Source organism: Prevotella sp. HJM029 (genome assembly GCF_000599605.1).
GTDB lineage: Bacteria > Bacteroidota > Bacteroidia > Bacteroidales > Bacteroidaceae > Prevotella.
This window is the reverse complement of sequence record NZ_AZHT01000177.1, coordinates 12423-34504: the sequence shown is the minus strand read 5'-3', so window position 1 is coordinate 34504 and position 22082 is coordinate 12423. Positions and strand designations below refer to the sequence as shown.

General features: G+C 52.1%; 19 protein-coding genes and 1 pseudogene. 12 read left to right on the top strand and 8 right to left on the bottom strand.

Going from position 1 to position 22082, the window contains the following annotated elements:
• The first annotated feature begins 30 nt into the window (after positions 1-30).
• From X919_RS0106510 to X919_RS0106490, 4 genes are all read left to right on the top strand, one after another.
• Entirely contained in the window at positions 31-267 is a 237-nt protein-coding gene (locus tag X919_RS0106510; RefSeq protein WP_004373076.1) for an acyl carrier protein, read from the top strand.
• 123 nt (positions 268-390) lie between these two features.
• Positions 391-1653 carry a beta-ketoacyl-ACP synthase II gene (gene fabF, locus X919_RS0106505; protein ID WP_028899465.1) on the top strand — a complete coding sequence of 421 codons (1263 nt, stop codon included), beginning with the start codon at positions 391-393 and terminating at the stop codon, positions 1651-1653.
• A complete protein-coding gene (gene rnc / locus X919_RS0106500; RefSeq protein ID WP_028899464.1) occupies positions 1643-2899 on the top strand; it encodes a ribonuclease III in 1257 nt (418 codons plus the stop codon). The genes fabF and rnc overlap by 11 nt, the downstream gene beginning before the upstream one ends.
• Positions 2900-3241: 342 nt before the next feature.
• Positions 3242-3859 carry a fumarylacetoacetate hydrolase family protein gene (locus tag X919_RS0106490; protein ID WP_028899462.1) on the top strand — a complete coding sequence of 206 codons (618 nt, stop codon included), beginning with the start codon at positions 3242-3244 and terminating at the stop codon, positions 3857-3859.
• Between the two features lie 575 nt (positions 3860-4434).
• Here X919_RS0106490 and X919_RS16565 read toward each other — a convergent pair.
• Positions 4435-4698: a hypothetical protein gene (locus X919_RS16565; protein WP_155949688.1), complete on the bottom strand. Its 264-nt coding sequence runs from the start codon at positions 4696-4698 to the stop codon at positions 4435-4437.
• Positions 4699-5071: 373 nt separating this feature from the next.
• On the opposite strand from X919_RS16565, the gene porU reads away from it, so the two are divergent.
• The 4 genes from porU to X919_RS0106460 all read left to right on the top strand — a co-directional run bounded on the left by porU (position 5072) and on the right by X919_RS0106460 (position 12038).
• Complete coding sequence (gene porU, locus X919_RS0106480; protein WP_051502451.1) at positions 5072-8647, top strand: type IX secretion system sortase PorU; 3576 nt, start codon at positions 5072-5074, stop codon at positions 8645-8647.
• Between the two features lie 71 nt (positions 8648-8718).
• Positions 8719-9864 carry a type IX secretion system outer membrane channel protein PorV gene (porV, locus tag X919_RS0106475; RefSeq protein ID WP_253270101.1) on the top strand — a complete coding sequence of 382 codons (1146 nt, stop codon included), beginning with the start codon at positions 8719-8721 and terminating at the stop codon, positions 9862-9864.
• Positions 9865-10066: 202 nt separating this feature from the next.
• A complete protein-coding gene (gene ispF / locus X919_RS0106465) occupies positions 10067-10540 on the top strand; it encodes a 2-C-methyl-D-erythritol 2,4-cyclodiphosphate synthase (RefSeq protein ID WP_028899459.1) in 474 nt (157 codons plus the stop codon).
• A 49-nt stretch (positions 10541-10589) separates the two neighbouring features.
• Positions 10590-12038 carry a DUF6080 domain-containing protein gene (locus X919_RS0106460; RefSeq protein ID WP_028899458.1) on the top strand — a complete coding sequence of 483 codons (1449 nt, stop codon included), beginning with the start codon at positions 10590-10592 and terminating at the stop codon, positions 12036-12038.
• A 47-nt stretch (positions 12039-12085) separates the two neighbouring features.
• Here X919_RS0106460 and X919_RS0106455 read toward each other — a convergent pair.
• A pseudogene (locus X919_RS0106455) lies at positions 12086-12337 on the bottom strand (ATPase); the annotation flags it as partial.
• 533 nt (positions 12338-12870) lie between these two features.
• Between X919_RS0106455 and X919_RS0106450 the strand changes: the two are divergent.
• On the top strand, positions 12871-13341 hold the full coding sequence (locus tag X919_RS0106450; RefSeq protein ID WP_028899456.1) for an Lrp/AsnC family transcriptional regulator: 471 nt from the start codon (positions 12871-12873) through the stop codon (positions 13339-13341).
• Between the two features lie 24 nt (positions 13342-13365).
• The gene (locus X919_RS0106445) at positions 13366-15105 is read left to right on the top strand and encodes a membrane dipeptidase (protein WP_028899455.1); all 1740 of its coding nucleotides are present in this window, start codon (positions 13366-13368) and stop codon (positions 15103-15105) included.
• Positions 15106-15390: 285 nt separating this feature from the next.
• Here X919_RS0106445 and X919_RS15040 read toward each other — a convergent pair whose 3' ends face one another.
• Positions 15391-15948 (bottom strand): ORF6N domain-containing protein, encoded by a 558-nt coding sequence (locus X919_RS15040; protein ID WP_051502450.1) that lies wholly within the window; start codon positions 15946-15948, stop codon positions 15391-15393.
• Between the two features lie 356 nt (positions 15949-16304).
• Between X919_RS15040 and X919_RS0106430 the strand changes: the two genes are divergently transcribed.
• Together X919_RS0106430 and X919_RS0106425 are read left to right on the top strand one after the other, a co-directional pair.
• On the top strand, positions 16305-16646 hold the full coding sequence (locus X919_RS0106430) for a hypothetical protein (RefSeq protein WP_028899454.1): 342 nt from the start codon (positions 16305-16307) through the stop codon (positions 16644-16646).
• Positions 16647-16700: 54 nt separating this feature from the next.
• The gene (locus tag X919_RS0106425; RefSeq protein ID WP_028899453.1) at positions 16701-17042 is read left to right on the top strand and encodes a hypothetical protein; all 342 of its coding nucleotides are present in this window, start codon (positions 16701-16703) and stop codon (positions 17040-17042) included.
• Positions 17043-17056: 14 nt separating this feature from the next.
• Here the strand turns inward: X919_RS0106425 and X919_RS0106420 are convergent, their stop codons facing one another.
• The 5 genes from X919_RS0106420 to X919_RS0106400 form a co-directional block, all read right to left on the bottom strand.
• Positions 17057-17455 (bottom strand): GtrA family protein, encoded by a 399-nt coding sequence (locus X919_RS0106420; RefSeq protein ID WP_028899452.1) that lies wholly within the window; start codon positions 17453-17455, stop codon positions 17057-17059.
• Positions 17424-18014 carry an HAD family hydrolase gene (locus tag X919_RS0106415; RefSeq protein ID WP_028899451.1) on the bottom strand — a complete coding sequence of 197 codons (591 nt, stop codon included), beginning with the start codon at positions 18012-18014 and terminating at the stop codon, positions 17424-17426. Before X919_RS0106415 ends, X919_RS0106420 begins: the two co-directional genes overlap by 32 nt.
• A gap of 72 nt (positions 18015-18086) precedes the next feature.
• Entirely contained in the window at positions 18087-19097 is a 1011-nt protein-coding gene (locus X919_RS0106410) for an acyltransferase family protein (protein WP_028899450.1), read from the bottom strand.
• Entirely contained in the window at positions 19094-20167 is a 1074-nt protein-coding gene (locus X919_RS0106405; protein ID WP_028899449.1) for an acyltransferase family protein, read from the bottom strand. Before X919_RS0106405 ends, X919_RS0106410 begins: the two co-directional genes overlap by 4 nt.
• Positions 20157-22001: a phosphoethanolamine transferase gene (locus X919_RS0106400; protein ID WP_155949691.1), complete on the bottom strand. Its 1845-nt coding sequence runs from the start codon at positions 21999-22001 to the stop codon at positions 20157-20159. Before X919_RS0106400 ends, X919_RS0106405 begins: the two co-directional genes overlap by 11 nt.
• Positions 22002-22082 lie beyond the last annotated feature (81 nt).

Sequence of the window (22082 nt, the reverse complement as noted above, 5' to 3'; positions counted from 1 at the left end):
TATTTATTAAACATTTTAAAAGTAACAATTATGTCAGAAATTGAAAGCAAGGTAAAGGCGATTATCGTAGACAAACTTGGTGTTGACGAGGCTGAAGTAAAGCCCGAAGCAAGTTTCACTAACGATTTAGGTGCTGATTCTTTGGACACTGTAGAATTGATTATGGAGTTCGAAAAAGAGTTTGGTATCTCTATTCCCGATGACAAAGCAGAAACCATCCAGACCGTTGGTGACGCTATTAAGTACATCGAAGAAAACGCAAAGTAATCGCATAGCAAAAGCTTTATTTTGCAAACCATACGATTAGGGGTTAGTGATTAAGGATTGGTAGCCGCGCAAGTGGATCTCCAATTACTGATCCCTAATCCCTAATCATATTTTATACTGCACATGGAATTAAAAAGAGTCGTTGTAACAGGCTTAGGAGCTGTGACCCCTGTGGGCAACAATCCTGAAGAGATGTGGGCTAATTTGGTAGCCGGAAAAAGCGGTGCTGCACCCATCACCCTGTTTAATACAGAAAAGTTCAAAACCAAATTCGCTTGCGAAGTGAAGGATTTGAACATCACCGATTATATTGACCGTAAGGAAGTGCGCAAGATGGATCGCTATTGTCAGCTGGCCATCATCAGCGCGATGCAAGGCATCAAAGATGCCAATATCGACGTAGAAACCGAAGACTTAGACCGTGTTGGTGTGATTTTCGGTGTCGGAATTGGAGGCATCAAGACGTTCCAAGACGAGGTAACCTATTATGGACAGCACGAAGATCAAGGGCCTAAGTTCAACCCTTTCTTCATTCCTAAGATGATTGCCGATATTGCTGCAGGGCAGATTAGCATTCAATATGGCTTCCATGGCCCCAACTATACCACGACAAGTGCATGCGCTTCGTCGAGCAATGCCTTAGCCGATGCGTTTAATCTCATCCGCTTAGGCAAGGCCAATATCATTGTTAGTGGCGGTGCAGAAGCTGCCATCTGCGAGTGTGGTGTAGGCGGATTCAACGCCATGCACGCCCTCTCTACCCGCAATGATGATCCCCAACATGCGAGCCGTCCATTCAGTGCGAGTCGCGATGGCTTCGTGATGGGCGAAGGAGCTGGCTGTCTTATCCTCGAAGAGTTAGAGCATGCGAAGGCTCGTGGTGCTAAGATTTATGCCGAAATGGTAGGCGAAGGTGCCAGTGCTGATGCCCATCACATCACCGCTTCTCACCCAGAAGGGCTCGGAGCTAAGCTCGTGATGCAGCGCGCTTTAGAGGATGCTGGCTTGCAACCCACCGATATCGACTACATCAACGTGCACGGAACATCAACGCCTGTGGGCGATGTTTCTGAGGCAAAGGCCATCAAAGACGTCTTTGGCGACCATGCCTACAAGCTCAATATCAGCTCAACCAAGAGCATGACCGGCCACCTTCTCGGTGCAGCAGGTGCGGTAGAAGCTATGGCTTGCGTGCTCAGTGTGAAGCATGATATCGTGCCACCAACCATCAATCACGAAGAGGGTGACAACGATGAAGCATTGGATTACAACATGAACTTCACCTTTAACAAGGCACAAAAACGCGAAGTGCGTGCTGCTTTGAGCAACACCTTTGGCTTTGGTGGGCACAACTGCTGCGTGATTTTCAAGAAATATGCTGAGTAATCTCATCGATAGAATAAAGCTTCCTTTCCGCAAGGAAAAGGAGCTTTATTCGTCTTTACACGCCATCTTGGGCTTCTATCCCCACGATATTAGCTACTACAAGCTGGCACTGATGCACAAAAGTGTCATGCGGCGCAACGCAAAAGGGCGTCCGGTGAACAACGAACGGTTGGAATTTCTCGGCGATGCTATCCTCGATGCCATCGTGGGTGACATCGTCTATCGGCACTTTCCGGGCAAGCGTGAAGGCTTCCTGACCAACACACGCTCGAAACTTGTGCAGCGCGAAACGCTCAACCGCTTGGCCAAAGAGATGGGCATCACCCGCTTGGTGCTTAGCAATGGACGCAGCTCTTCGCACAACAGCTACATGGGAGGCAACGCTTTCGAGGCTTTGGTGGGCGCCATCTACCTCGACAAAGGCTATGAAGCCTGCATGCGCTTCATGCAGAAACGCATCCTCGGACAGTTGGTAAACATCGATAAGGTGGCCTATAAGGAGGTGAATTTCAAAAGCAAACTCATCGAATGGAGCCAGAAAAACCGCGTCAACCTCAACTTTGAGAACATCGCAGAAACCACCGATCAGGGTGGAAGTCCTGTGTTCCAATATAAGATTGTCATCGAAGGTCTCGAGGGATGTGCCGGAAAAGGCTACAGCAAAAAGGAGAGTCAGCAAATGGCTTGCAAGCTGACCTTAGAGAAACTGCGCAAAGAACCTCAATTCATCGATGCCGTCTTCGCAGCCAAAACCAACCGCACGAAAATGGAAGAGGAACCGGTTGAGAACGTGCCCACTACCGAACCTGACGAGAGTTTCATGATGTCTGCACCCGAAACAACGGCTCCTGCAACGCAAGAAGCATCGGCTGATGACGCACAGACTGCTGCAAACGACACCCAAACGGCCGAAAAGCCGGCTGCAAAGGGCAAGAGGCGCCGCCGTTCGCCCATGTACAAGGCAACAGAAACGCCGGAAGAAGGGCAAGTCTCCATGACTGAACAGCCTGTCAACGATGCCGAAAAAGCCAACGAACCAGTTAGCAAAAGGACTCGTAAAACAGCCAAAACGGCAGAAGATACGACCGAAAACGTCAACAAGATGGCTGATCAACGCGCCGACAGCACAACTCCATCGGCCAACGAAACCGCCGATGACGACTTCGATTTGAGCGACATCAGCGCTCGAAAGCAAAGCCGTGAGGAGATTGTCGAAGCCGCCGAAGCTGCCGCTTTCGGCGAGTAAGTCTTGCAATCTCTACGACTTTAGTCGGCAGTTCATACGAAAAAACAAGAAAAGGTGGCCCATATTTGCCACCTTTTTCATTGCTTTTGCAAACCCATAGTTCACCAATGTCTTAGAAGATGAGTTTGCTAACGCGTACAGTGTGCACTCCATCTTCCCAAAAACGCAACATTTTCCCTTTCCACACCTCCTCCCATCGCCCTCTCTTCCGCCAGCCACAATGAAAAGAAGGCATTTTTTTGGCGGAATAAAAAAATATACCGAAATTTGCAAAACGGCTGGTCTGTGCGCAGTCCATAGATGAAAAGGGCACAGCAACAATACGCAAAAAGGAAATTAGGAATGAAAATTTTTGGCATAGAAGGCAATTATAACACTGCGGCATGCACGCGACAAGGGGATGAAACAGGGGCAGATGTCCCCGTGCTTTTCACCAAATGCGACACGGCTTTGCTCAAAGATAGTAAACCTTTTTTCATTCCCGACCACTTAGGCACCATCACTGCTGCCGTGCATCTCGTGGTGAGAATCTGCCGATTGGGCAAGACTATCGCCCCACGCTTTGCCCCACGCTATTATGATGCCGTCACCCTTGGTGTAGATTTCACCGCTACAGACTTGCAAAAAAACTTACAAAAGGCCGGCCACCCCTGGGACTTGAGCAAGAGCTTTGATGGTAGCGCCGCCATAGGCACATGGGTTCCGCTGGACGAACTCAAACCCGTTCACAACCTCCCCTTCACACTTTCGTGCAACAACACGCCCTTGCAAGCGGGCTATTCGGGCGACATGCGCCACAACATCGACGACCTCATTGCCTACATCAGCCAGTTTTTCACCCTCAAAACAGGCGATCTCCTCTTCACCGGAGCCCCCGTTTCACCCAACATCGTCAACATCAACGACCACCTCGAAGGCTTCATTGGCGAACGAGAAGTGCTGTCGTTTAACTGTAAATAAGGGGGATTCTGCTCTTTTTAATCATCCTTTTAAAATCATTCTCTCACGGCTTTAATGTCAACCCCTACGGTGGAAGAAAATATCCGATACGAAAAATCAGGCGTTACGCCCTGCCTTTTTGCTTTTTTCAAATGCTGGTAGTAAACGATTGATTTTTAAAAAGGGACGGGAAATAAAAATCATAATAGCTTGATGATGAGCATGTTTCTTTTTCTTTAGAAGAAATCAAACTGCATAACAGAAATATTGCTGAGAGAAAAAGGTGCATACAAAGCAGAGGGTGGTAGTATTCACCCGTGAAAGCAGGGCAATAGTACCCCGAAGGGGTTATACTTTCGACAGGGCAGGGTTGATGAGCGCAGCGAAATCTACCCTGTCTCGATGAAACCCAAACGAAACCCTACCCCCTTGGGAGTTGTACTTTCTTTAATTCCCCCACGCCATTTCCCCATTCATCCCCATTTTTGTGACCATGTAAATCGTGGGGATGCGATGCATGGGATGGTTATATGCGATGCATTGGATTGTACACAAAAAGAAAGTACAACCCCCAAGGGGGTAGCATTCCACACACTTCACTCCCCAGGGTAGCCTCCTATCGTCGGCAACCCTGGGCTATCAAAAGTACAACCCCGATAGGGTTGCCGTACCACCATCCGCCACCGTCCCACCATCACACAGAAAAGGACGATGAGGGCATGGCACATGGCACAAATCAATGGATAGGGATGAGCATAACAGCACCACTCATCCAAACGCAATAACATGGGCGTTGATGGCGAAATTATCCGCCACCGCCCCACCACCACACGGAAAAGAACGATGAGAGCATCGCACATGGCACAAACAAAGGGAGGACATTACTATTTGATAAAAGGGGGGATGGGGGATGGGTGCGCACCAACTCACAGCAAAAATCTTATTGATGGCTGCCCATGGTACGACCCATGAAGGAACGAATCCGTTGCATGGTCACACTATAACGAAAAAGCAAAGATAAATGGTTCTTACACTAACGTGAGAAAAGAACTGAAATGGTCACTTTATACCGAAAAAACAAAGATAAATGGAGATTATCTTTTATCTTTGCAAACGAAAGGAAAAATAGCCTGTTCCACATCGCAAAAACGCATGAGGATGGCTGTTTTAAGGCGTTCTACCCCAAACTTACAGCGTTTGTGGATGGGACAATGAACCAAAGAGTGAAGTAGCATGACCCATCAATATCTACCAAAAAATCTCCATAGTAAGTGCGTCAAGTACTTGCTATGCACGGTTTTTTGCTGCCTTTTCATCCTCCCTGTGCCCGCTTCCTCACGCTTTTTCCACCTCTCGTCCACCCAATTACACATCGATTCGGCATTGGCGCGCTTCACGTATGCCATGCCTTTGCCAGCCAACTACCACGATTCCACCTACCAGGTGGAGGTGGTTTACCCCGAGTTCGCCCCCCTTTCGCCCCCACAGCAGCAGGCTTATCGGGCGATAACCACGGCGTTGCCGCCCACATGGCCCACGGTTGAGCAGACGATTGTGGTGCAACGCAAGCAGCCGATGTTGGTGGTTTCGTTCCCTCCCTATGCTTATCGCGACGGGCATTATTGCGCTTTGACGCGTTTCATGTTGCGCATCACGTCGCAACCTCGTGCGCTTGCCCATGCACAGCGCAACCCTTTGTCTACCCGTGTGGCTGCTGCCGACCGCTATACCCATCAATCTGTGCTGGCACAAGGGCGTTGGGTGAAGATCAAAGTGGCCGAGACGGGCGTGCATCAACTCAGCGAATCGCTCATCCGTCAGGCTGGGTTCACCGATATAAATAAGGTGCATATCTATGGTTATGGCGGTTGGTTGCAAAACGAAGTGTTGCGCGAAGCCGACCTCATTGCGGGCGATGACCTGCACGAAGTGGCGCAATGTGTGGTGGGTGGTCGCCATCTTTTCTATGCCAAAGGGACGGTTTCGTGGGATGATGCCACGGCACTTCGCCGCACACGCAACCCCTATTCCGATTATGGTTACTACTTCCTTACCGAGTCATCTGCGCCACTACGCACCATGAACGAAACCGATTTTCTGCAACAATTCTACCCCTCGCCCAACGATTACCACACGCTTATCGAGGACGACAGCTATGCTTTGTACCACGGTGGGCGCAACCTCTACGACAAAACGCCCATCCCTGCCGGGCAAACGGCCACGTTCTCGTTTGCCCATCCCCCTGCTGCTACTACCGCAACGCTATCGGTAAATGTCAGCGCGGGTGCTCCATCTGTGGTCGAAGTGGCTGTGAACGACCAGCCCGTCGGCCAACTTTCCATTCAACTGCACGCCTATGACGCGGGCAACGAGGCGCAAGGTGTCTATGCGTTGCCCACGCTCCAGCCCACCGATCGCGTGCGCATCACCACCCTTTCGGGCGGCCCTTGCCGGATGGACTATGTGTCGATGACCTGGAATGCCCCCTTCCCTGCGCCACAATTAGCCACCGATGCCTTCCCCATTCCCACCATCGCCGGCACCATCTCACCGCAAAATCTCCACGGCGATGGTCCTGCTGACATGGTCATCATCGTGCCTTCGTCGGGCAAACTCACGGCCGAAGCCGAGCGTTTAAAAGCCTTTCATGCCCAACACGATGGCCTTCGCGTCAAGATTGTGGCGGCCGATGCGCTCTATAACGAGTTCTCCAGCGGCACACCCGACGTGAATGCCTACCGCCGTTACCTCAAGATGCTCTACGATCGCGCCACCAATCCCGCCGACGCCCCCCGCTATTTGCTGCTCTTTGGCGACTGTCTTTGGGACAATCGGCTGCGCACAACGGCCGCGAAGCAGCTGCAGGCCGACGACTACCTGTTGTGCTACGAGAGCGAAAACTCGTTCAATGCCATCGAATGTTACGTGAGCGATACCTTCTTAGGGCTGTTGGATGACGGCGAAGGTGGTGCGCTTCAGACCCACGATATCCCCGATATTGGCGTGGGACGTTTCCCTGTTTCCACCCCCGAAGAGGCCCGAACGATGGTCGATAAAACCATTCGCTATGCCGAAAACGCTGATGCCGGCGCATGGCAAAACACCTTGCTTTTCATGGGCGATGACGGCAATCAGAACCTACATATGGACGATGCCAACGACGTTGCCGATGCCGTTGCCCAGCAACACCCCGCACTCTATGTGAAAAAGGTGATGTGGGACGCCTACAAACGCCAGACCTCGACCACGGGAAATAGCTATCCCGACGTGCGAAAAGCCATCATCGAGCAGCAACAACGCGGTGCCCTCATCATGGATTATGCCGGTCATGGCTCCGAGGTGCAGCTCTCCCATGAGGGCGTTCTCAACCGCAACGACTTCGCAACCTTCAACCATCGCCATCTGCCGCTGTGGATAACGGCCTCGTGTGACATTGCTCCTTTCGACGGTTTGGCACCCACCGTGGGCGAAACGGCCGTGCGAAACGCCCACGGAGGCGCAGTGGCTTTCTTCGGAACCACACGCACCGTCTATGCCCGTTACAACAAAATGCTCAATATGGCCTATCTCAAACACGTGCTGAACACCACCAACGGCCGCCTCAACACCCTCGGAGAAGCCCACCAGTTGGCACTCGCCGAGATGATTACCACGGGCAAAGACCGCACAACCAACAAGCTGCAATATGCCCTTTTGGGCGACCCTGCCCTGCGTTTAAACCTGCCCCGGCAGCAAATGGTGGTCGATTCGATTGCCGGCATAGCGACCCACAGCGGCACAATGCCCATGCTCAAGGCAGGCAGTGTGGTGCGCATCGTGGGCCACATCGACGGCCAACCGCAGTTCAAAGGCCTATCTACGCTCGTGGTACGCGATGCACCCGAACGCGTGACTTGCCGTTTAAACGACCCCACAGAGGCCGATACTGCCTTCCAATATACCGACCGCCAGACAGTGATTTTCACGGGAACGGACAGCGTTCGCGCCGGAAAATTTGCCTTCACCTTTGCTGTTCCGCGCGACATTCGCTACAGCAACGGGCAAGGTCTCATCACCCTTTTCGCCACCGACGACAGCCAACAGCTCACGGTGAATGGGCAATCGCAGCAGTTCACCGTAGGCGGTTCGGTGCCCAATGCTACCGATGGCACGGGACCCACTATCACTTGCTACCTCAACCACCCCGGCTTCCGGTCGGGCGACCGTGTGAATGCCACGCCAATGTTTGTGGCATCGCTCCACGATAGCGACGGCATCAACGTCACGGGCAGTGGCATTGGCCACAACTTGGCACTCATTGTCGACGGCGAACCGCAGCAAACCTACAACCTCAACGACCATTTCCAGTTCGACATCGGCAGCTATACCTCGGGAACGGTGACTTTCCAGCTGCCCCAACTCAGCGAAGGCCGCCACCGATTGCAGTTCCGCGCGTGGGATGTGCAAAACAATTCGTCGGTCACCACGCTCGACTTCGTCGTCGACAGCCACATGGAACCCCACCTCATCAGCGTGCAGCTATCCGAAAATCCAGCCCGAAACCACACGCAGTTCCGCATCGAACACGACCAGATAGGCACCCCCCTGTCGATAGAAATCAGCGTCTTCGACCTCGTAGGCCGCCCCCTGTGGCACCACATCGAGCAGGCCACGCCCGCCCACGCCGTCTACACCATCGACTATTCCCTCACGATGCAAGGCGGAAGTCGCTTGCCACCGGGGCTCTATCTCTGCCGCGTGCGCCTCGTCAATGGCGGCAACACCCACGAAACGAAAACCCTGAAATTGCTCGTTGCGGGCAATAAATAAACGTCCAACACGTTATGTCATTACACATTTGCAACACAATGAAAGTAAAAACAACGATGCTCGTCGCCCTCATGCTGGCTGGTTTCAGCCCACAGATAGCGGCGCAATCCATCAAAGAAACGATTTTCAACCCTGTCTACACGGCCGTAACGTCGCAGACCATCGCCCCCGATGCCCGAGCAGCCGGCATGGGTGACGTGGGTGTAGCCACCGATCCCGACGTGAATGCGCAATATTGGAACCCCGCAAAATATCCGTTCAACATCAGTCGGGCGGGCGTTTCGCTCAACTATACACCATGGTTGCGCCGCTTGGTCAACGACATGTATTTGGCCAACCTCACGGGATTTTATCGCATCGGCAACTACAGTGCCGTGTCAACCTCACTGCGTTATTTCAACATGGGCGAGGTGGAACTGCCCCATAGCGGCTCGACGGGCGCCATTCCCACCATCCATCCCCACGAGATGTCGTTCGATGTGGGCTACGCTTTGATGCTCAGCGAGCGCTTTTCTATCGCGGCTGCCGTGCGTTATATCCACTCCGACCTCACCTATGATTATAGCGATGCCACCCAGCCCGGCAGTGCTTTTGCCGCCGACCTCGCCCTTTACTATCAAAACTACATCACGATGGGGCAGCGCGAGTGCCAATTAGGCTTGGGCATGAACATCTCTAACATCGGCAGTAAGATTAATTTCAGCAGCGATGACAACAGCGAATTCATCCCCACCAACCTGCGTTTGGGCGGCGCTTTGATGGTGCCCATCGACGAATACAACCGCTTTTCGGTGGCCGTGGATGCCAACAAACTGCTCGTTCCCACACGCCCCATTCAGCGCGACAACGAACTTCCCACCGATTTCGACAACCGCTTGCAACGCGACTACTACGATGTGTCGAGCATCAACGGCATCTTCAAGAGCTTTGGCGATGCGCCCGGCGGACTGAAAGAGGAACTGCAAGAGGTTTCATGGAGTCTTGGTGGCGAGTATGTTTACCACGACCAGTTTGCCGTTCGTGCGGGCTATCACCACGAGAGTGCCAACAAAGGCAACCGAAAATATCTCACCCTCGGCGCCGGTTTCAAAACTCATGGCATCACTTTAGACGCGGCCTATCTCATCGCCACGGCCAAAAGCAACCCCTTGGACCAGACGTTGCGCCTCTCGCTGGCCTTCGATTTCGACGGCATCAAGGACCTTTTCCGGCGGTAGTCACGCTCATTGCGCGACGACAACAAGGGCTATGCGCGCCACACATGGGGTTGATGCACCCTGCAAAAGCAGCATGCACAGCAACCTTTGCGCCTCGCTCGACCTGAGAAAGCAAGGCTATAGCCCTGCAAACCACGCCACTTTGCTGAGCAATCTCGTGCAGATGGGCACACAAACACATTGACATTCAAAAACAACCAATATGATAAGAGTAGGAATGGGCTTCGATGTCCACCAGTTAGTTGAAGGCCGCGACCTGTGGTTGGGCGGCATCAAAATTCCGCATAGCATGGGGTTGCAGGGTCATAGCGACGCCGATGTGCTCGTGCATGCCATCAGCGACGCCCTCCTTGGCGCAGCCAATCTGCGCGACATCGGCTATCATTTTCCCGACACGAGCGACAAAACGCTCAACATGGACAGTAAAATCATCCTTAAAGGTGTCGTCGACCTGCTGGCCGAAAAGGGCTACCACATTGGCAACATCGACGCAACCCTCTGCGCCGAACGACCCAAAATCAATCCCCATGTGCCGGCCATGCGTGCGTGTTTGGCGCAGGTGATGGGCATCGACGAAGACCAAATCTCCATCAAAGCCACCACCACCGAGCACTTAGGGTTCACGGGGCGCGAGGAAGGTATGTCGGCCTATGCCGTATGTCTCATCGAGAAATAAAGCCGTTTCTCGGTTCTTTTTCTTAATTTTGCAGGCCAACAAAGGCAAGATGAAACATATTTTTGGCATTTTCCGCATCAAAAAAGACGAACGAGGGATGGCGCTCGCTGCGGCATTCTATGCTGTGGTGCTCAACCTTTTGGTCATCCTTCACTACGCTTCCCAATATACTAAGGTGGGCGAAGCCTATCATCAGCTGTTCGTTCGCACGTTCCACATCTCGGGATTCGACCCACTGAGCTACGCCGTGGTGTCGCAATGGGAACAGGCTTACAACATTTATCGTCATCCGTTGTTGGCATTTTTCATGCTTCCTGCCGCACAACTCAACCAAGCACTCATGGCCATCACGGGGCTCAACATGGCTCCTTTCATCGTGGGCTGCATGCTGGTGTTCTGCGCTTTCTACAGCATCCTGTTCCTCTATCGCCTCATGGTGCAAGTCATTGGGGTGCAACGCCTCGACGCTTCACTGCTGTCGGCTTTTTTCATGAGCATGGCCTATGTCATGGTTTCGGTGAGTGTGCCCGACCATTTCTGCTTTTCGATGTTCATGTTGCTGCTCACGTTGTGGGTGGCGGGGCGAAAAATGCAGCAGGGACAGCCGTTCACCAAGTGGCAAACCATCTTGTTTTTCATCGTCACGGCGGGCATCTCGCTCAACAACGGCATCAAGATTTTCATGGCCAATGCGTGGGTCAACGGACGAAAATTCTGGCATCCGGCCAACCTCTGCTTGGCCATTGCGCTGCCATCGCTGCTGATGTGGGGCGCGGCACGCATAGAATGGAACCATTATGAACGCCCCTCGCAATACATCAAAAACCAAAAACGCAAGGCCGAGGTGGCTGCTGCACATGCCAAAATCGCACAGGCCGTGCGCGATACCACGCATCTCACCGATACCACGGCCATCAAACGCGCCATTCAACAGGCCATCAAACGGCAGGCACACCAGCAATATATGGCCGACCACAAACAGCCTTGGAACCGCCACAAGGGGCAACCCATGGGCAAAGGTGAGTTCACCCAGTGGACCGACGGCACCACTTCGCGTTGGCAGTCGACGGTGGACAATCTCATGGGTGAGTCGATTCAGCTGCACGAAGACCACCTCTTGCAAGACACGTTGCGCGCCCGTCCGCTCTTTGTGCCCTATCGTTACGCCCTCAACTACGTGGTCGAAGGGCTCGTGGCACTGCTGTTTCTGTGGGGCATCTGGGCGGGTCGGCGCCACCGTCTGTTGTGGCTTGCCCTCTCGTTTTGGGCGTTCGACATGGCTATCCACATGGGCTTGGGCTTTGGGCTGAACGAGGTTTACATCATGGGTGCCCATTGGCTCTTCGTCATTCCCATCGCCTACGCCTACCTGTTGCGCCAAACGGCCACGCAACGTCGCTGGCATCGTCTGCTCCGCACGCTCCTTCTCATCCTCACCCTCTTCCTCTTTTGCTGGAACTTTGCACTCTACACCCACTATCTCTGCACCGCCGCATAGCCCCATCCCCACATCTCTACCCTCCGATCACCGCCGGCATGGCAACGCTACTCACACGCTTTGCGGAGTGAAAAGGGTGCTTGGGGTGCGCACGACGCAAAATATTTCTGAATGCCATAGAGCGGAATATTCTCCATCCACGTTTGATTTTCATAGCCAAGCATGCTGATACGCAGGCCTTTAAGCCCGTATTCGGGATGCCTCTCAACATAGGTTTTCAACGATTTTGCACGCACATTCTCTTCAGCTTTCACCTCTATAGGTATCGTTCGCAGAGGCGTTTGCACCACAAAATCAAGGGTTTGCACTGCTCATTCGCTTTCTATTGCGCTAATAACTGAAAGGCTTTTCGTTCCATTCCAACCTATTCTTTCCTGCAAATTTACACATTTTTCGAGGGAGTGGCAGAGCAACAGAGAAACCATTGCGCACATTTCGAAAACGAAAGCAGGAGGGGTTTTCTCCTATTCTTAACCTTTTTTAAAGGCTTGTTATTTCCTTTTTCGTGGAAAAAAATGCTTAAAAAGTGCATAAGCGGTGTTTTTTATTGCGCAATTCAATTATAATCCTTACATTTGCTTCTAAATAAGGTGCATTTTATAACCTCGCTTTGGACAGCATTACTTTTTCATTGCGCAACCTTTTCTTTCTTTTTGAAAGCACGATAAGGCCTGTAAGGCTTTCAAAACAGGGAGAGATGCCACTTTGAAAGAGCGTTGGACAGCCCAGCATAGGTCGCAGTCTTGCTCCCAAACAAGGAGTTTTCACTGACGAATGTGCCTCAAAGAATAGGATTCATCCATTAAGGTTTAACAAAAGAAAAAGAAAAAAAATGGAAAAGATAGACCAGCTCGACCGTAAGATTTTGCGCATTCTATCAGACAATGCGCGCGTTCCTTTCAAAGAAGTCGCAGCATTATGCAAGGTTTCTCGTGCGGCAGTGCATCAACGTGTACAACGCCTTATCGACAATCACATCATACTTGGCAGCAGTTTTGATGTCAATCCGGTGTACTTAGGCTACGCCCTTCTCACCTATGTAGGCGTGCATTTGGAGCATAGCAAGTGCTATCCTCATGTGGTTGAAGACTTGAAAGCCATTCCAGAGGTCGTGGAATGTCACTGTGTTACAGGCTCTTACGACATCTTACTGAAGCTTTATGCCCACGACAATGCCCACCTCATGTCTCTGCTCAATACGCAAGTGCAGACCATTGCGGGCGTTGTTTCAACCGAAACGTTAGTTTGTTTAGACGAAAGCATACGGCGCGAGCTTCCTATTCAGATAGCAGACGAGAAGTAATATTTTTTCATAAACATTCGAGACATGAATAATCCCTTCCACCTCCAGGCGCACCTCGACAACATCTATGCTCATTTTCCCGAGGCACAGTCGCGCCCTTTGATTGGTATTTCGGCCAACACAGCCGACATCGACCTCACACTTCGACGCGTCTATTGCGATCAGATTGTGCGTGCAGGCGGTGTTCCGGTGGTGCTTCCACCAGTCGATGATGCCGAAGTGTTGATTAACATGCTCGAAGGAATCGATGGGTTGGTGCTCACGGGCGGTGCCGACTACAACCCTTTATGGTATGGCGAACAGCCTGAAAAAGAGCTACATACCATCAATCCCACACGCGATTTACCCGAATTGTTGCTCACGCGTCTGGCTTTCAACCGCCAGATTCCCATCTTGGGCACCTGCCGTGGCCTGCAAACCATGGCCATTGCCTTGGGTGGAAGCTTGGTGCAAGACCTCAAGACGCCCCTCAAACACAGTCAGGATGCACCCCGTTCGGAGGCTACACACAGCATAACCATCACTGAAGGCAGCACCCTATATGGCCTTTATGGGCAGGAAACTTTTGTCAATAGTTTTCACCATCAAGCGGTAAAAGACTGCGGACCGCATCTCTATGTCGTAGCCACAGCACCCGATGGTGTGATTGAAGCGGTGGAAAGCACCGAACAAAAGGCGCTCATGGGCGTGCAATGGCATCCCGAATGGATGGGCGACGAAGGACTGAAGCTGTTTGAATGGCTCATGCAACGCAGCCAGGAGTTCAAGGCAGCCAAGGCACTTCACCGCGAAATCCTCACGCTCGACAGCCATTGTGACACGCCGATGTTCTTCCCGCAGGGTGTGCATTTCGAGCAAAGAGACCCCAAGGTGCTCTACGATCTGCACAAGATGACCGACGGAAAGCAAGATGCCGTGACCATGGTGGCCTATCTCCCGCAGCATCCTAAGCCCGGAGAACTGCCCGAAGGCATGTCGCCTCGCCAATATGCCGATAGCATCTTCGACCAAATAGAGGCCATCGTGGCGCACGAGAGTGACTATGTTGCCTTGGCCAGAACGCCCCAACAGCTCTACGAAAACAAGGCGATGGGCAAAAAAAGCATCATGCTTGGCATTGAAAATGGGCTGGCTATTGAAGACGATATTCACAACATCGCCCACTTTGCGCAGCGCGGAATCGTCTATATCACGCTGTGTCACAACGGCGACAACGCGATTTGCGACAGTGCAAGAGGCACGCAAACGCATGGCGGTGTGAGTGCTTTTGGCGAGCAGGTGATACACGAGATGAACCGATTGGGCGTGATGGTCGACCTCAGTCACGGTGCCGAAACGAGCTTCTTCGATGCCCTTTCCATCAGCCAAACGCCCATTGTGTGCAGCCACAGCAACAGCAAAGCGCTGTGCGATGTGCCACGTAACCTCACCGACACACAGTTAAAGGCGCTCGCTCAGGCGGGAGGTGTGGCGCAAATCACGCTCTACCACGGCTTTTTGCGCAAGGAAGGTGAGGCCGACATCCGCGATGCCATGGCCCATTTGAACCATGCTATCGACGTGATGGGCATCGACCACGTAGGCCTTGGCACCGATTTCGACGGCGATGGCGGCATCAAAGGGCTGGCCGATGCGTCGGAACTCATCAACTTCACCACCGCTCTTTTGCGGCAACGGTTCTCAAAAGCCGACATCAAAAAGATTTGGGGCGAGAACTGGTTGCGCGTGATGCGCCAGGTACAAGCCGCGAAACAAGGCGCATAGGGCGTTGAATCGCTACAGAAATCAACGCAGATGATCCATTCATCGCAATGGATAATGCGTGCAAAGTGGTGCCTATTTCGTCTCACACGCACTACACCTATTTTATAGTTAGGTGAAAGTAGCGTTGATTTCTGTGGTGATTCAAGAGAATGGAAAAGGGATAGAAAGGGTTTGAGCTGCGCAACACGGCTGGACATCATTCAGCCAAAACCACAGCCTTCGCAGCAGATGAGGGGGTGTATGCGACCAAAGCGAACGGACAGGAGCAAGGAAGTGGAGAGTCGTTTATCCCTTTTGCTCGCGCGTGGTCTCCAACTCCCATTTAAAGAACCCAAGGTTTACCCCAAAGGTCATCCGCTGAACTTTAATCGGCATGGGGTCGGTAAAGACTTCATTCATGAGGCTTTTAAAGGCCTTTTGCTCTTTAGCCGTCGGCAGTTCACCGCCGTTTGCGATGTCTTCGTTTGTCTGTTGCATGGCTCTTGCTAATTGCCTGAGCTTGGTAAATGTCTCAATGATGGCAATGGTGGTTTCTATTGCAACGGGAGAGCGCAGAACTGTCGCCAACATATACAATCCTTTTTCCGTAAAAGCGTTTGGCATCTTACGAACACCACCCCAGTTTGATGTCACAAATTGTGATTTCAAGTTTGCATATTCATCCGGTGTGAGCTGTAATATATACCCTTCCGGAAATCGTTCGCCATTACGTTTTACGGCTTGATTGACGACTCTTGTCTCCACACCATACAGTTCCGCAACGTCTCTATCCAGGATAACCTGCGTATCTCGAATAACAATAATCTTACTTTCGACCTGTTTTGTCGGTTTGTTTTCATTCATGGCAACAAAGATAGTGCTTTTTCTTGAAGTTTTTGCTTTTTCCTTTCATCCTTTTTTACTTATTATTCATCATCTAACCCACTGCTTATCTATGCCCTTTCACTCGCGATGTTAAAACAAGGGTACACACCACTATTTTACATTGCCGTCACAAGATTCCTCAATGTGCCCTGCATGGGCGATGAACGGCGTAGTTCATGCGTGCAATAACACCGTTTCAGGGCTAACACCATGATACCTATGGAAGCACATGGATGGGCACATGCATGTGAAAAAAAGTTATTTTTAAATGGTAAAGAGCACCATGTGATGGAATTTTGGGTAGGTTTGTATCCCTAACTTTTATGTATGCTCACATGGAATTGATATTCTTTTTTCTCGTCGTCGACCTCCTTCCATTGGGTCTTTTCTTGTGGCTCTTCCGCCATCTTCCCCCAAAGGAACAACTTGCCGCGCTGAGTCCGTTGCTCCTTCAGTTGGCCGTGTTGCTCGTCTGTGGCATTTTTGCTGGCGAATCTCTGCTGATAGCTTTTGCTTTCGGGCTTTTCATACCCTATTTGTTCCTCAATGCCATCACCCTTTCAGGTGCATTTTCGGCCGCCCTTTGCTATCGCCGTCAGTGTACGAGCAATGCGATGGTCTTGATTTGCTGCAATTTCTTCTTCCTATTCATGGGCACAGCCTTCCTCATGCAATAAGGAAAACGGCGGTTGAAGCACATGAGTTCCACTTTTTAAACTAACTTGATTCAAATGGAAACATCTTATATTTTCGCCATCGTCCACCTCGCCTTGCTCGTGGTTTATCTCATCCTGTTTCGGCATGTCGACCTGAAGAAGCGACTGTTGGCACTCTACCCTTTGGGCATAGGATTAATCATCACCATCGTTAACGGTGTTGAATTTCGTCCAAGTCTCGAAAATTTGGTCAATATGGGGCCACTCCCCTACGCCATTGTGCAAGCCTTGCTGATACAAGCGAGCAGCTATGCCGGCGCCTATTGCTTCTTAAAGCGGTGGGACACACAAGCCATCGTGGTGCTGTTCATGGGTTTTGCGAGCAGCATGTGCTTAGCTGCCCACGCCTTTCATTAATCCCTGATGGTGTTTCAACGTTTTAACACGAGCCGTACAAGCACGAAATTCAGGGGAACGGTGATGGCAAACATCGGCAAAGGAGCCAGCGTGGGAGCCATACCGAGGGCGATAGCGGTGTGGAGGATGAGCTGTTGCAGGCCATAGTTGACCACATGGCAGAGGGCGAAGCCCACACCCTTGCGCACCGATCCCTTCACTTTGAAGGTGTAACGCGTACTGGCCAAGAAGTTGAACAAGAAGCTCACGCCATAGCCTATGGTATTGGCTATGAATGCGTTGACCACCAAAAGCATGAGCGCATAGACGCCATATTGCAACGCTACGGCCATGATGCCCACCACAACGAAGCGCAACACCTCGCCAAGGAGCACGCGATGCTCAGGCGCGAAAGGGTTTAAAATGGGCTTCATCGGCATAGGTTAGGAGTTCTTTGTCGCCTCGACTGTCGCCAAAGGCCACGATATAATAGTGTTCGCGGGGCTGTTTGAGCACAGCTTTCACACGGTTTACCTTCTCTTCGCCATAGCAGTTGGGCGTGAGAAACTTGCCCGTGAGGCGGCCGTTGCGCACTTCAATCTGCGTGCCGAGCACCAAAACATTCTGAAAAAATGGTGCCACCCAGTTGTCGATGCTGGCACTCACGATCATCACCAAATGGCCTTTGCGCTGCACCTCGCGCACAAACGCCACACCTTCGGGACGTAACACCGCCGCATGTTGCAGGGCGAAGTTGTGACAATGCACGTTGAATTGCTCCACAGGCATGCCGCGAAAGCAATGGGCAAAGAGCCGTTCTTTGGTGCGGCTGTTGCTATAGAGTTTGAGTTTCATCAGCACCAAGAGCGGCGAAAACAGCAACAAGGCGGCATAGAAACGCAGCCTTCCCACAGCAAACGGGATGAACTTCAGCAGCGTGTCGTGCGTGGTGAGGGTGCCATCGAAGTCAAAAATGTAAACTTTTTCTTTCATATTTTTTCATCTTGTGGGGTTGTTACATCGTGAGGGGTGCCCCTGTGTTGCGCCTTCTCCTGCTGTTTGCGGTCAAGAGGCAACCTTTAGCTTGTGTTCTAAGGGCGCGATGAACCAGCCTACCACCGTGTTTAACAGCCAAGCGGCAGGCAAAGTGATGCCTAAGCACACCCAGAATTTGGGCCAATAGCCCCAGTCACGCGGCAGATAGGCCAAGACAAAATGGATGTGGAGCAAGTAACATTCCAAGCTCAGGCTGCCCACAAAGCGGAAGATGCGGTTCGCATAGTCGGGCAAACGGCGGAAGATGCGGTTCAACAACAGCACGGCCGTCACCGTGAGGGGGATGTAAAGCATGCGCTCAACGTACAAAGGAAACAGGCCATGGAGCTGCTGTTCTAAGAAGATGCTCGAGAGCAAGGTCATCAAAAACAGGAGGATAATCATCCAAATGCCCGCGCCATCGATGGTTTCCTTGCGTCGAATGGCCTCGCCCATGTTGATGCCGATGAAGAAAATGGGCATGCGACTCCAGAAAATCTCGATGTGTCCGACGGCCTGATGAATGGGTGTGACATATTGCACGAGCACGCACCACAGGATCATCACCACGGGCAACCACCGATAGACAGGGTGTTTTTGGATGAGCATCATGTAGAATGGAGCCAGCGCATAGAGCATCATCGTGGCCGGAATATACCAAAACGTGAGTTCGTCGTGCAGCCAAAAGTCCCAGTTGAGGGTGATGTCGCCCACGAGGTCGAGCCACATCCAGACATCGCCCCCATGAAACCGCGGGATGTAGTAAAGGCTAGCGACAACGAGCCACGCGGGATAGATGCGCAGATAGCGACGCAGGAAGAAATGTTTGAGCGAGGCATTTTTCATCCACGCATACCACAAGCCCACGCCACTGAGAAACAAAAAGATGTCGACCCCAATGTTGCCCATGCGCCGAAGCCCAAAGAAGAGGTCGTTGCGGGGCAGACTCACGTGGAAAAGGATGATGAAAAGCATGGCCGCTCCCATCAGCTCACCCCGATATTTCGAGATATTGAAGAGTTCGATGTCGTTGATTTTCATAACGAAGGAATGCGCTTCATGAGTTCACGAAAGAACCAAGCCAAGGCCAAACTGGCCACCACATAGAGCAACAAGCCCGCATAATAGTCGCCTTGCCGGCTCAAAGGAATGAAGATTTTGCGCGTGATGGGGTGGCAAACGAAGAGGGCTGCGCTCACACCGCCCACCCAAACGAGCCCCGACTGCAACCAGTAGGCATGGAAATAGGTGATGAGTTTCACCATGGTCACCGCAGCAATGCACACGAAGAGGGGCACTAAGGTCCAGCCCACCATCGTGATGCTGCCCATCAAAATGCTCAGAATGGACACCACAAACAGGCAAATCACCGTGCGACTCGACAACATTTGGCCATAACGGGCATAGAGAATGCCGAAGCCAAAGGGCAACATGCCACCCATAAAGTTATAACGATAGCGGTTCATGGCCTCGCTCTCGGGTGGCAACAGCAGCTGCACCGCCACGCAAACCACCATCAAGCCCACCACCACTTTCCACGAACGGCGACACACCAGCAAGCGAAAAACGAAATAGCATTGCAGCATGAGCCCGAAAAACCAGTAGGGACCTGGCCAGATGATGTCGTCGGGATGGGGTAAAATGTTGTTAAACATGCCGAGCATAGCCACCACATCGAGTGCCTGGTAATGGTGGGAATGGGGCGTGATGAGGTCGATCATGGTGAACGCCACAAAGCCCACAATCATCATCCTAAATAGCTTTTTATAGTGAAAGAGCATGAAGGTGCCCAGCCCACGCCATGGTTTTGAGGCTATGATGGGTGGCAACACGGGACCATTCTCATATTTCATCACCAACCCATAGGCGCTGAGAAACAGGAAGATAGGCACACCATAATGGCCAAAGAACGACAACACATGCAGCGGCAGCAGCGCATCGGGGTGGGCGATGGCGCGCAGAAAGTCGCTCACGTTGGCATTGAAAAACTGGTATTCGTTTTCTTTCACCACGGGGTTCAGCCAATGGCAATAGTTATGCAGGAAGATTCCAATGATGGCTATGCCCCGCATGGCCTCACACTCGTTGCGTGTCAGCAGTTCATCTCTCATGTTTAGCTTTGTTTTTTTGCTTGAAAAATTGGGTGCGCAGGGCGTCATAATCGGCCGTTCCCTTGAGCAATCGGGGGCGCGCCTCGTCATATTCGTCGCTCAACACATTGTATTTCGCATGATAATCCTTGGCCGAGATGCCCGCCAAATAGAGCAACATGTGGGGCAAGGCGTCGGTCATCAGCCGGCGTTTCCGGGCTTGAACGATGGCCCGAAATAGCTCGGGACGACGATGGGCATAGCGCGGAGAGCAATACACCCAGAACGGAATCTCGAATTCATAATGCGCCAACGGCCAGTCAATCTGTGCCGAATGGTTGCGGCAGATGAAGCCGCGACTCTCCTCATAGCACTCCTCGCCGTGGTCGGGCATGTAGATGACGATGGCATCTTTGTTGGCAAAGCGTCGGCAAATCTGGTCGACAATCGAGTCGTTGTAGCGCACGGCGTTGTCATAATCGGCCAAAATCATGCGCTGCTTCTGCGTGAGTTCGGGGCGCAACCGCTCATAGCGTTCGGCCACAAACTTCTTGCGTTCCTGCGGATAGCGGTCACGATAGTTCACATGCTGACCAATGAGATGGAAGAGGATGAGGTTGGGTTGCTTCAAATCAATCTTGCCCGCTTTGAGGAAATCGTCATAGTCTTGCAACAGACCTGCATCGTAACGGTGGAGCGCGGTGTTGCGCAAGTCAAACTGGGCGCGGTCCAACGTGGGGTTGTTGAGAAAGAATCCGCCACTGAAATCAAACACCGCTGCGGCAGGCTTCATCAGAAATTGGTTGGTGAGGAACGTCACCTTGTAGCCCGCTTTCTTGAAGATCTCGGGGAAAAGGGGATAGTCGCACCATTCGCCTGGCTGCCCCACGACATGCATGGAGAACACGTTTTTAAACACATAGCTCGTGAGGTTCCACGGCGCAACCACGTCGGTGAACGGCACTAAGAACCCTCTCCGGGCGCGCCGCTCTTGCCTTGGTGTGGTGGGCAGCGCGTAACCATATTGATGGGAGTGGTGCTTGCCATAGCTTTCGCCAATGATGAGCACGATGGTGGGCGAGCGAAACGAGCAGCTGTCGACGCTCACCTTGTCGGCCGCTGCCACCAATTTGTCCACCTGGTGGCTGGCTAAGTCGTTGGCATAGAGGCTGAAAACCAAGCGCAGCATGGGATTATAGAGCACCCCATGGTGCTTGTCGGTGAGCGTATGCTCCACCTCGCCGATGGTGTCGGCACTCATCAACTGGTGCACCTTCACCTTGTTCTCCCACGAGGCACAGCCACAGCCTATCCACACCCCCGCTACAAGCAGCGAAAGGGCTACCTCATAGCGCAGCGAAAGGGCATACTTTGGCCAGCGAAACAGGTGATATCGCGGCGCAAAATGCAGCAAAAGGTTGACGCCGATGAGCAGCAATATCCACCCCAAGTTGCTAAAAATAACATCAACCGACACCAGCGTGGTGAGAAATTCCCAAGCCTCGCGACTGTCGGTCTCGGCCACTAACATGAGCATAGAGGGGTTGAGGGTCGAGGAGAACGTCACATAGCAATAGACATCCACCAACGCCACGCTGTAGAACACCACATAGAGCGCCAACCGAAGCCAACGCCGCCACCGCTCGGGCACCAACGTCAAGGCAGCCAACAGCAAATAAAGGTCGAAGAAAAGTTCGGTGTAGAGGTGGTCATAGAGCTTGGCATCCTTGTAAGGACCCAGCGTCACCCAGGCACTGACGCACCCCAACAGGTACATCATCACGAAGAAAAGTGCATTGCTTCTCAGCGGTTTCCAGCCCACCGCGAGCCACTTCATCCATGTTTCTTGTTTCATCATGCCATTTACATCGAGTTTGCTTGCTCAGTGTTTATTTTTGCAAAGTTAATGGAAACGACGCAATCGGCAAAGGAAAGT

Bases quoted from the DNA above. Each gene is read 5' to 3' on its own strand.
- X919_RS0106430 (WP_028899454.1), top strand. From the start codon at position 16,305: ATGGAATTGATATTCTTTTTTCTCGTCGTCGACCTCCTTCCATTGGGT.
- X919_RS0106490 (WP_028899462.1), top strand. From the start codon at position 3,242: ATGAAAATTTTTGGCATAGAAGGCAATTATAACACTGCGGCATGCACG.
- X919_RS16565 (WP_155949688.1), bottom strand. From the start codon at position 4,698: ATGTGCGATGCTCTCATCGTTCTTTTCCGTGTGGTGGTGGGGCGGTGG.
- X919_RS0106510 (WP_004373076.1), top strand. From the start codon at position 31: ATGTCAGAAATTGAAAGCAAGGTAAAGGCGATTATCGTAGACAAACTT.
- X919_RS0106410 (WP_028899450.1), bottom strand. From the start codon at position 19,097: ATGAAAATCAACGACATCGAACTCTTCAATATCTCGAAATATCGGGGT.
- porU (WP_051502451.1), top strand. From the start codon at position 5,072: ATGACCCATCAATATCTACCAAAAAATCTCCATAGTAAGTGCGTCAAG.
- ispF (WP_028899459.1), top strand. From the start codon at position 10,067: ATGATAAGAGTAGGAATGGGCTTCGATGTCCACCAGTTAGTTGAAGGC.
- X919_RS0106460 (WP_028899458.1), top strand. From the start codon at position 10,590: ATGAAACATATTTTTGGCATTTTCCGCATCAAAAAAGACGAACGAGGG.
- X919_RS15040 (WP_051502450.1), bottom strand. From the start codon at position 15,948: ATGAATGAAAACAAACCGACAAAACAGGTCGAAAGTAAGATTATTGTT.
- porV (WP_253270101.1), top strand. From the start codon at position 8,719: ATGCTGGCTGGTTTCAGCCCACAGATAGCGGCGCAATCCATCAAAGAA.
- X919_RS0106420 (WP_028899452.1), bottom strand. From the start codon at position 17,455: ATGAAGCCCATTTTAAACCCTTTCGCGCCTGAGCATCGCGTGCTCCTT.
- fabF (WP_028899465.1), top strand. From the start codon at position 391: ATGGAATTAAAAAGAGTCGTTGTAACAGGCTTAGGAGCTGTGACCCCT.
- X919_RS0106405 (WP_028899449.1), bottom strand. From the start codon at position 20,167: ATGAGAGATGAACTGCTGACACGCAACGAGTGTGAGGCCATGCGGGGC.
- X919_RS0106425 (WP_028899453.1), top strand. From the start codon at position 16,701: ATGGAAACATCTTATATTTTCGCCATCGTCCACCTCGCCTTGCTCGTG.
- X919_RS0106415 (WP_028899451.1), bottom strand. From the start codon at position 18,014: ATGAAAGAAAAAGTTTACATTTTTGACTTCGATGGCACCCTCACCACG.
- X919_RS0106400 (WP_155949691.1), bottom strand. From the start codon at position 22,001: ATGAAACAAGAAACATGGATGAAGTGGCTCGCGGTGGGCTGGAAACCG.
- X919_RS0106450 (WP_028899456.1), top strand. From the start codon at position 12,871: ATGGAAAAGATAGACCAGCTCGACCGTAAGATTTTGCGCATTCTATCA.
- X919_RS0106445 (WP_028899455.1), top strand. From the start codon at position 13,366: ATGAATAATCCCTTCCACCTCCAGGCGCACCTCGACAACATCTATGCT.
- rnc (WP_028899464.1), top strand. From the start codon at position 1,643: ATGCTGAGTAATCTCATCGATAGAATAAAGCTTCCTTTCCGCAAGGAA.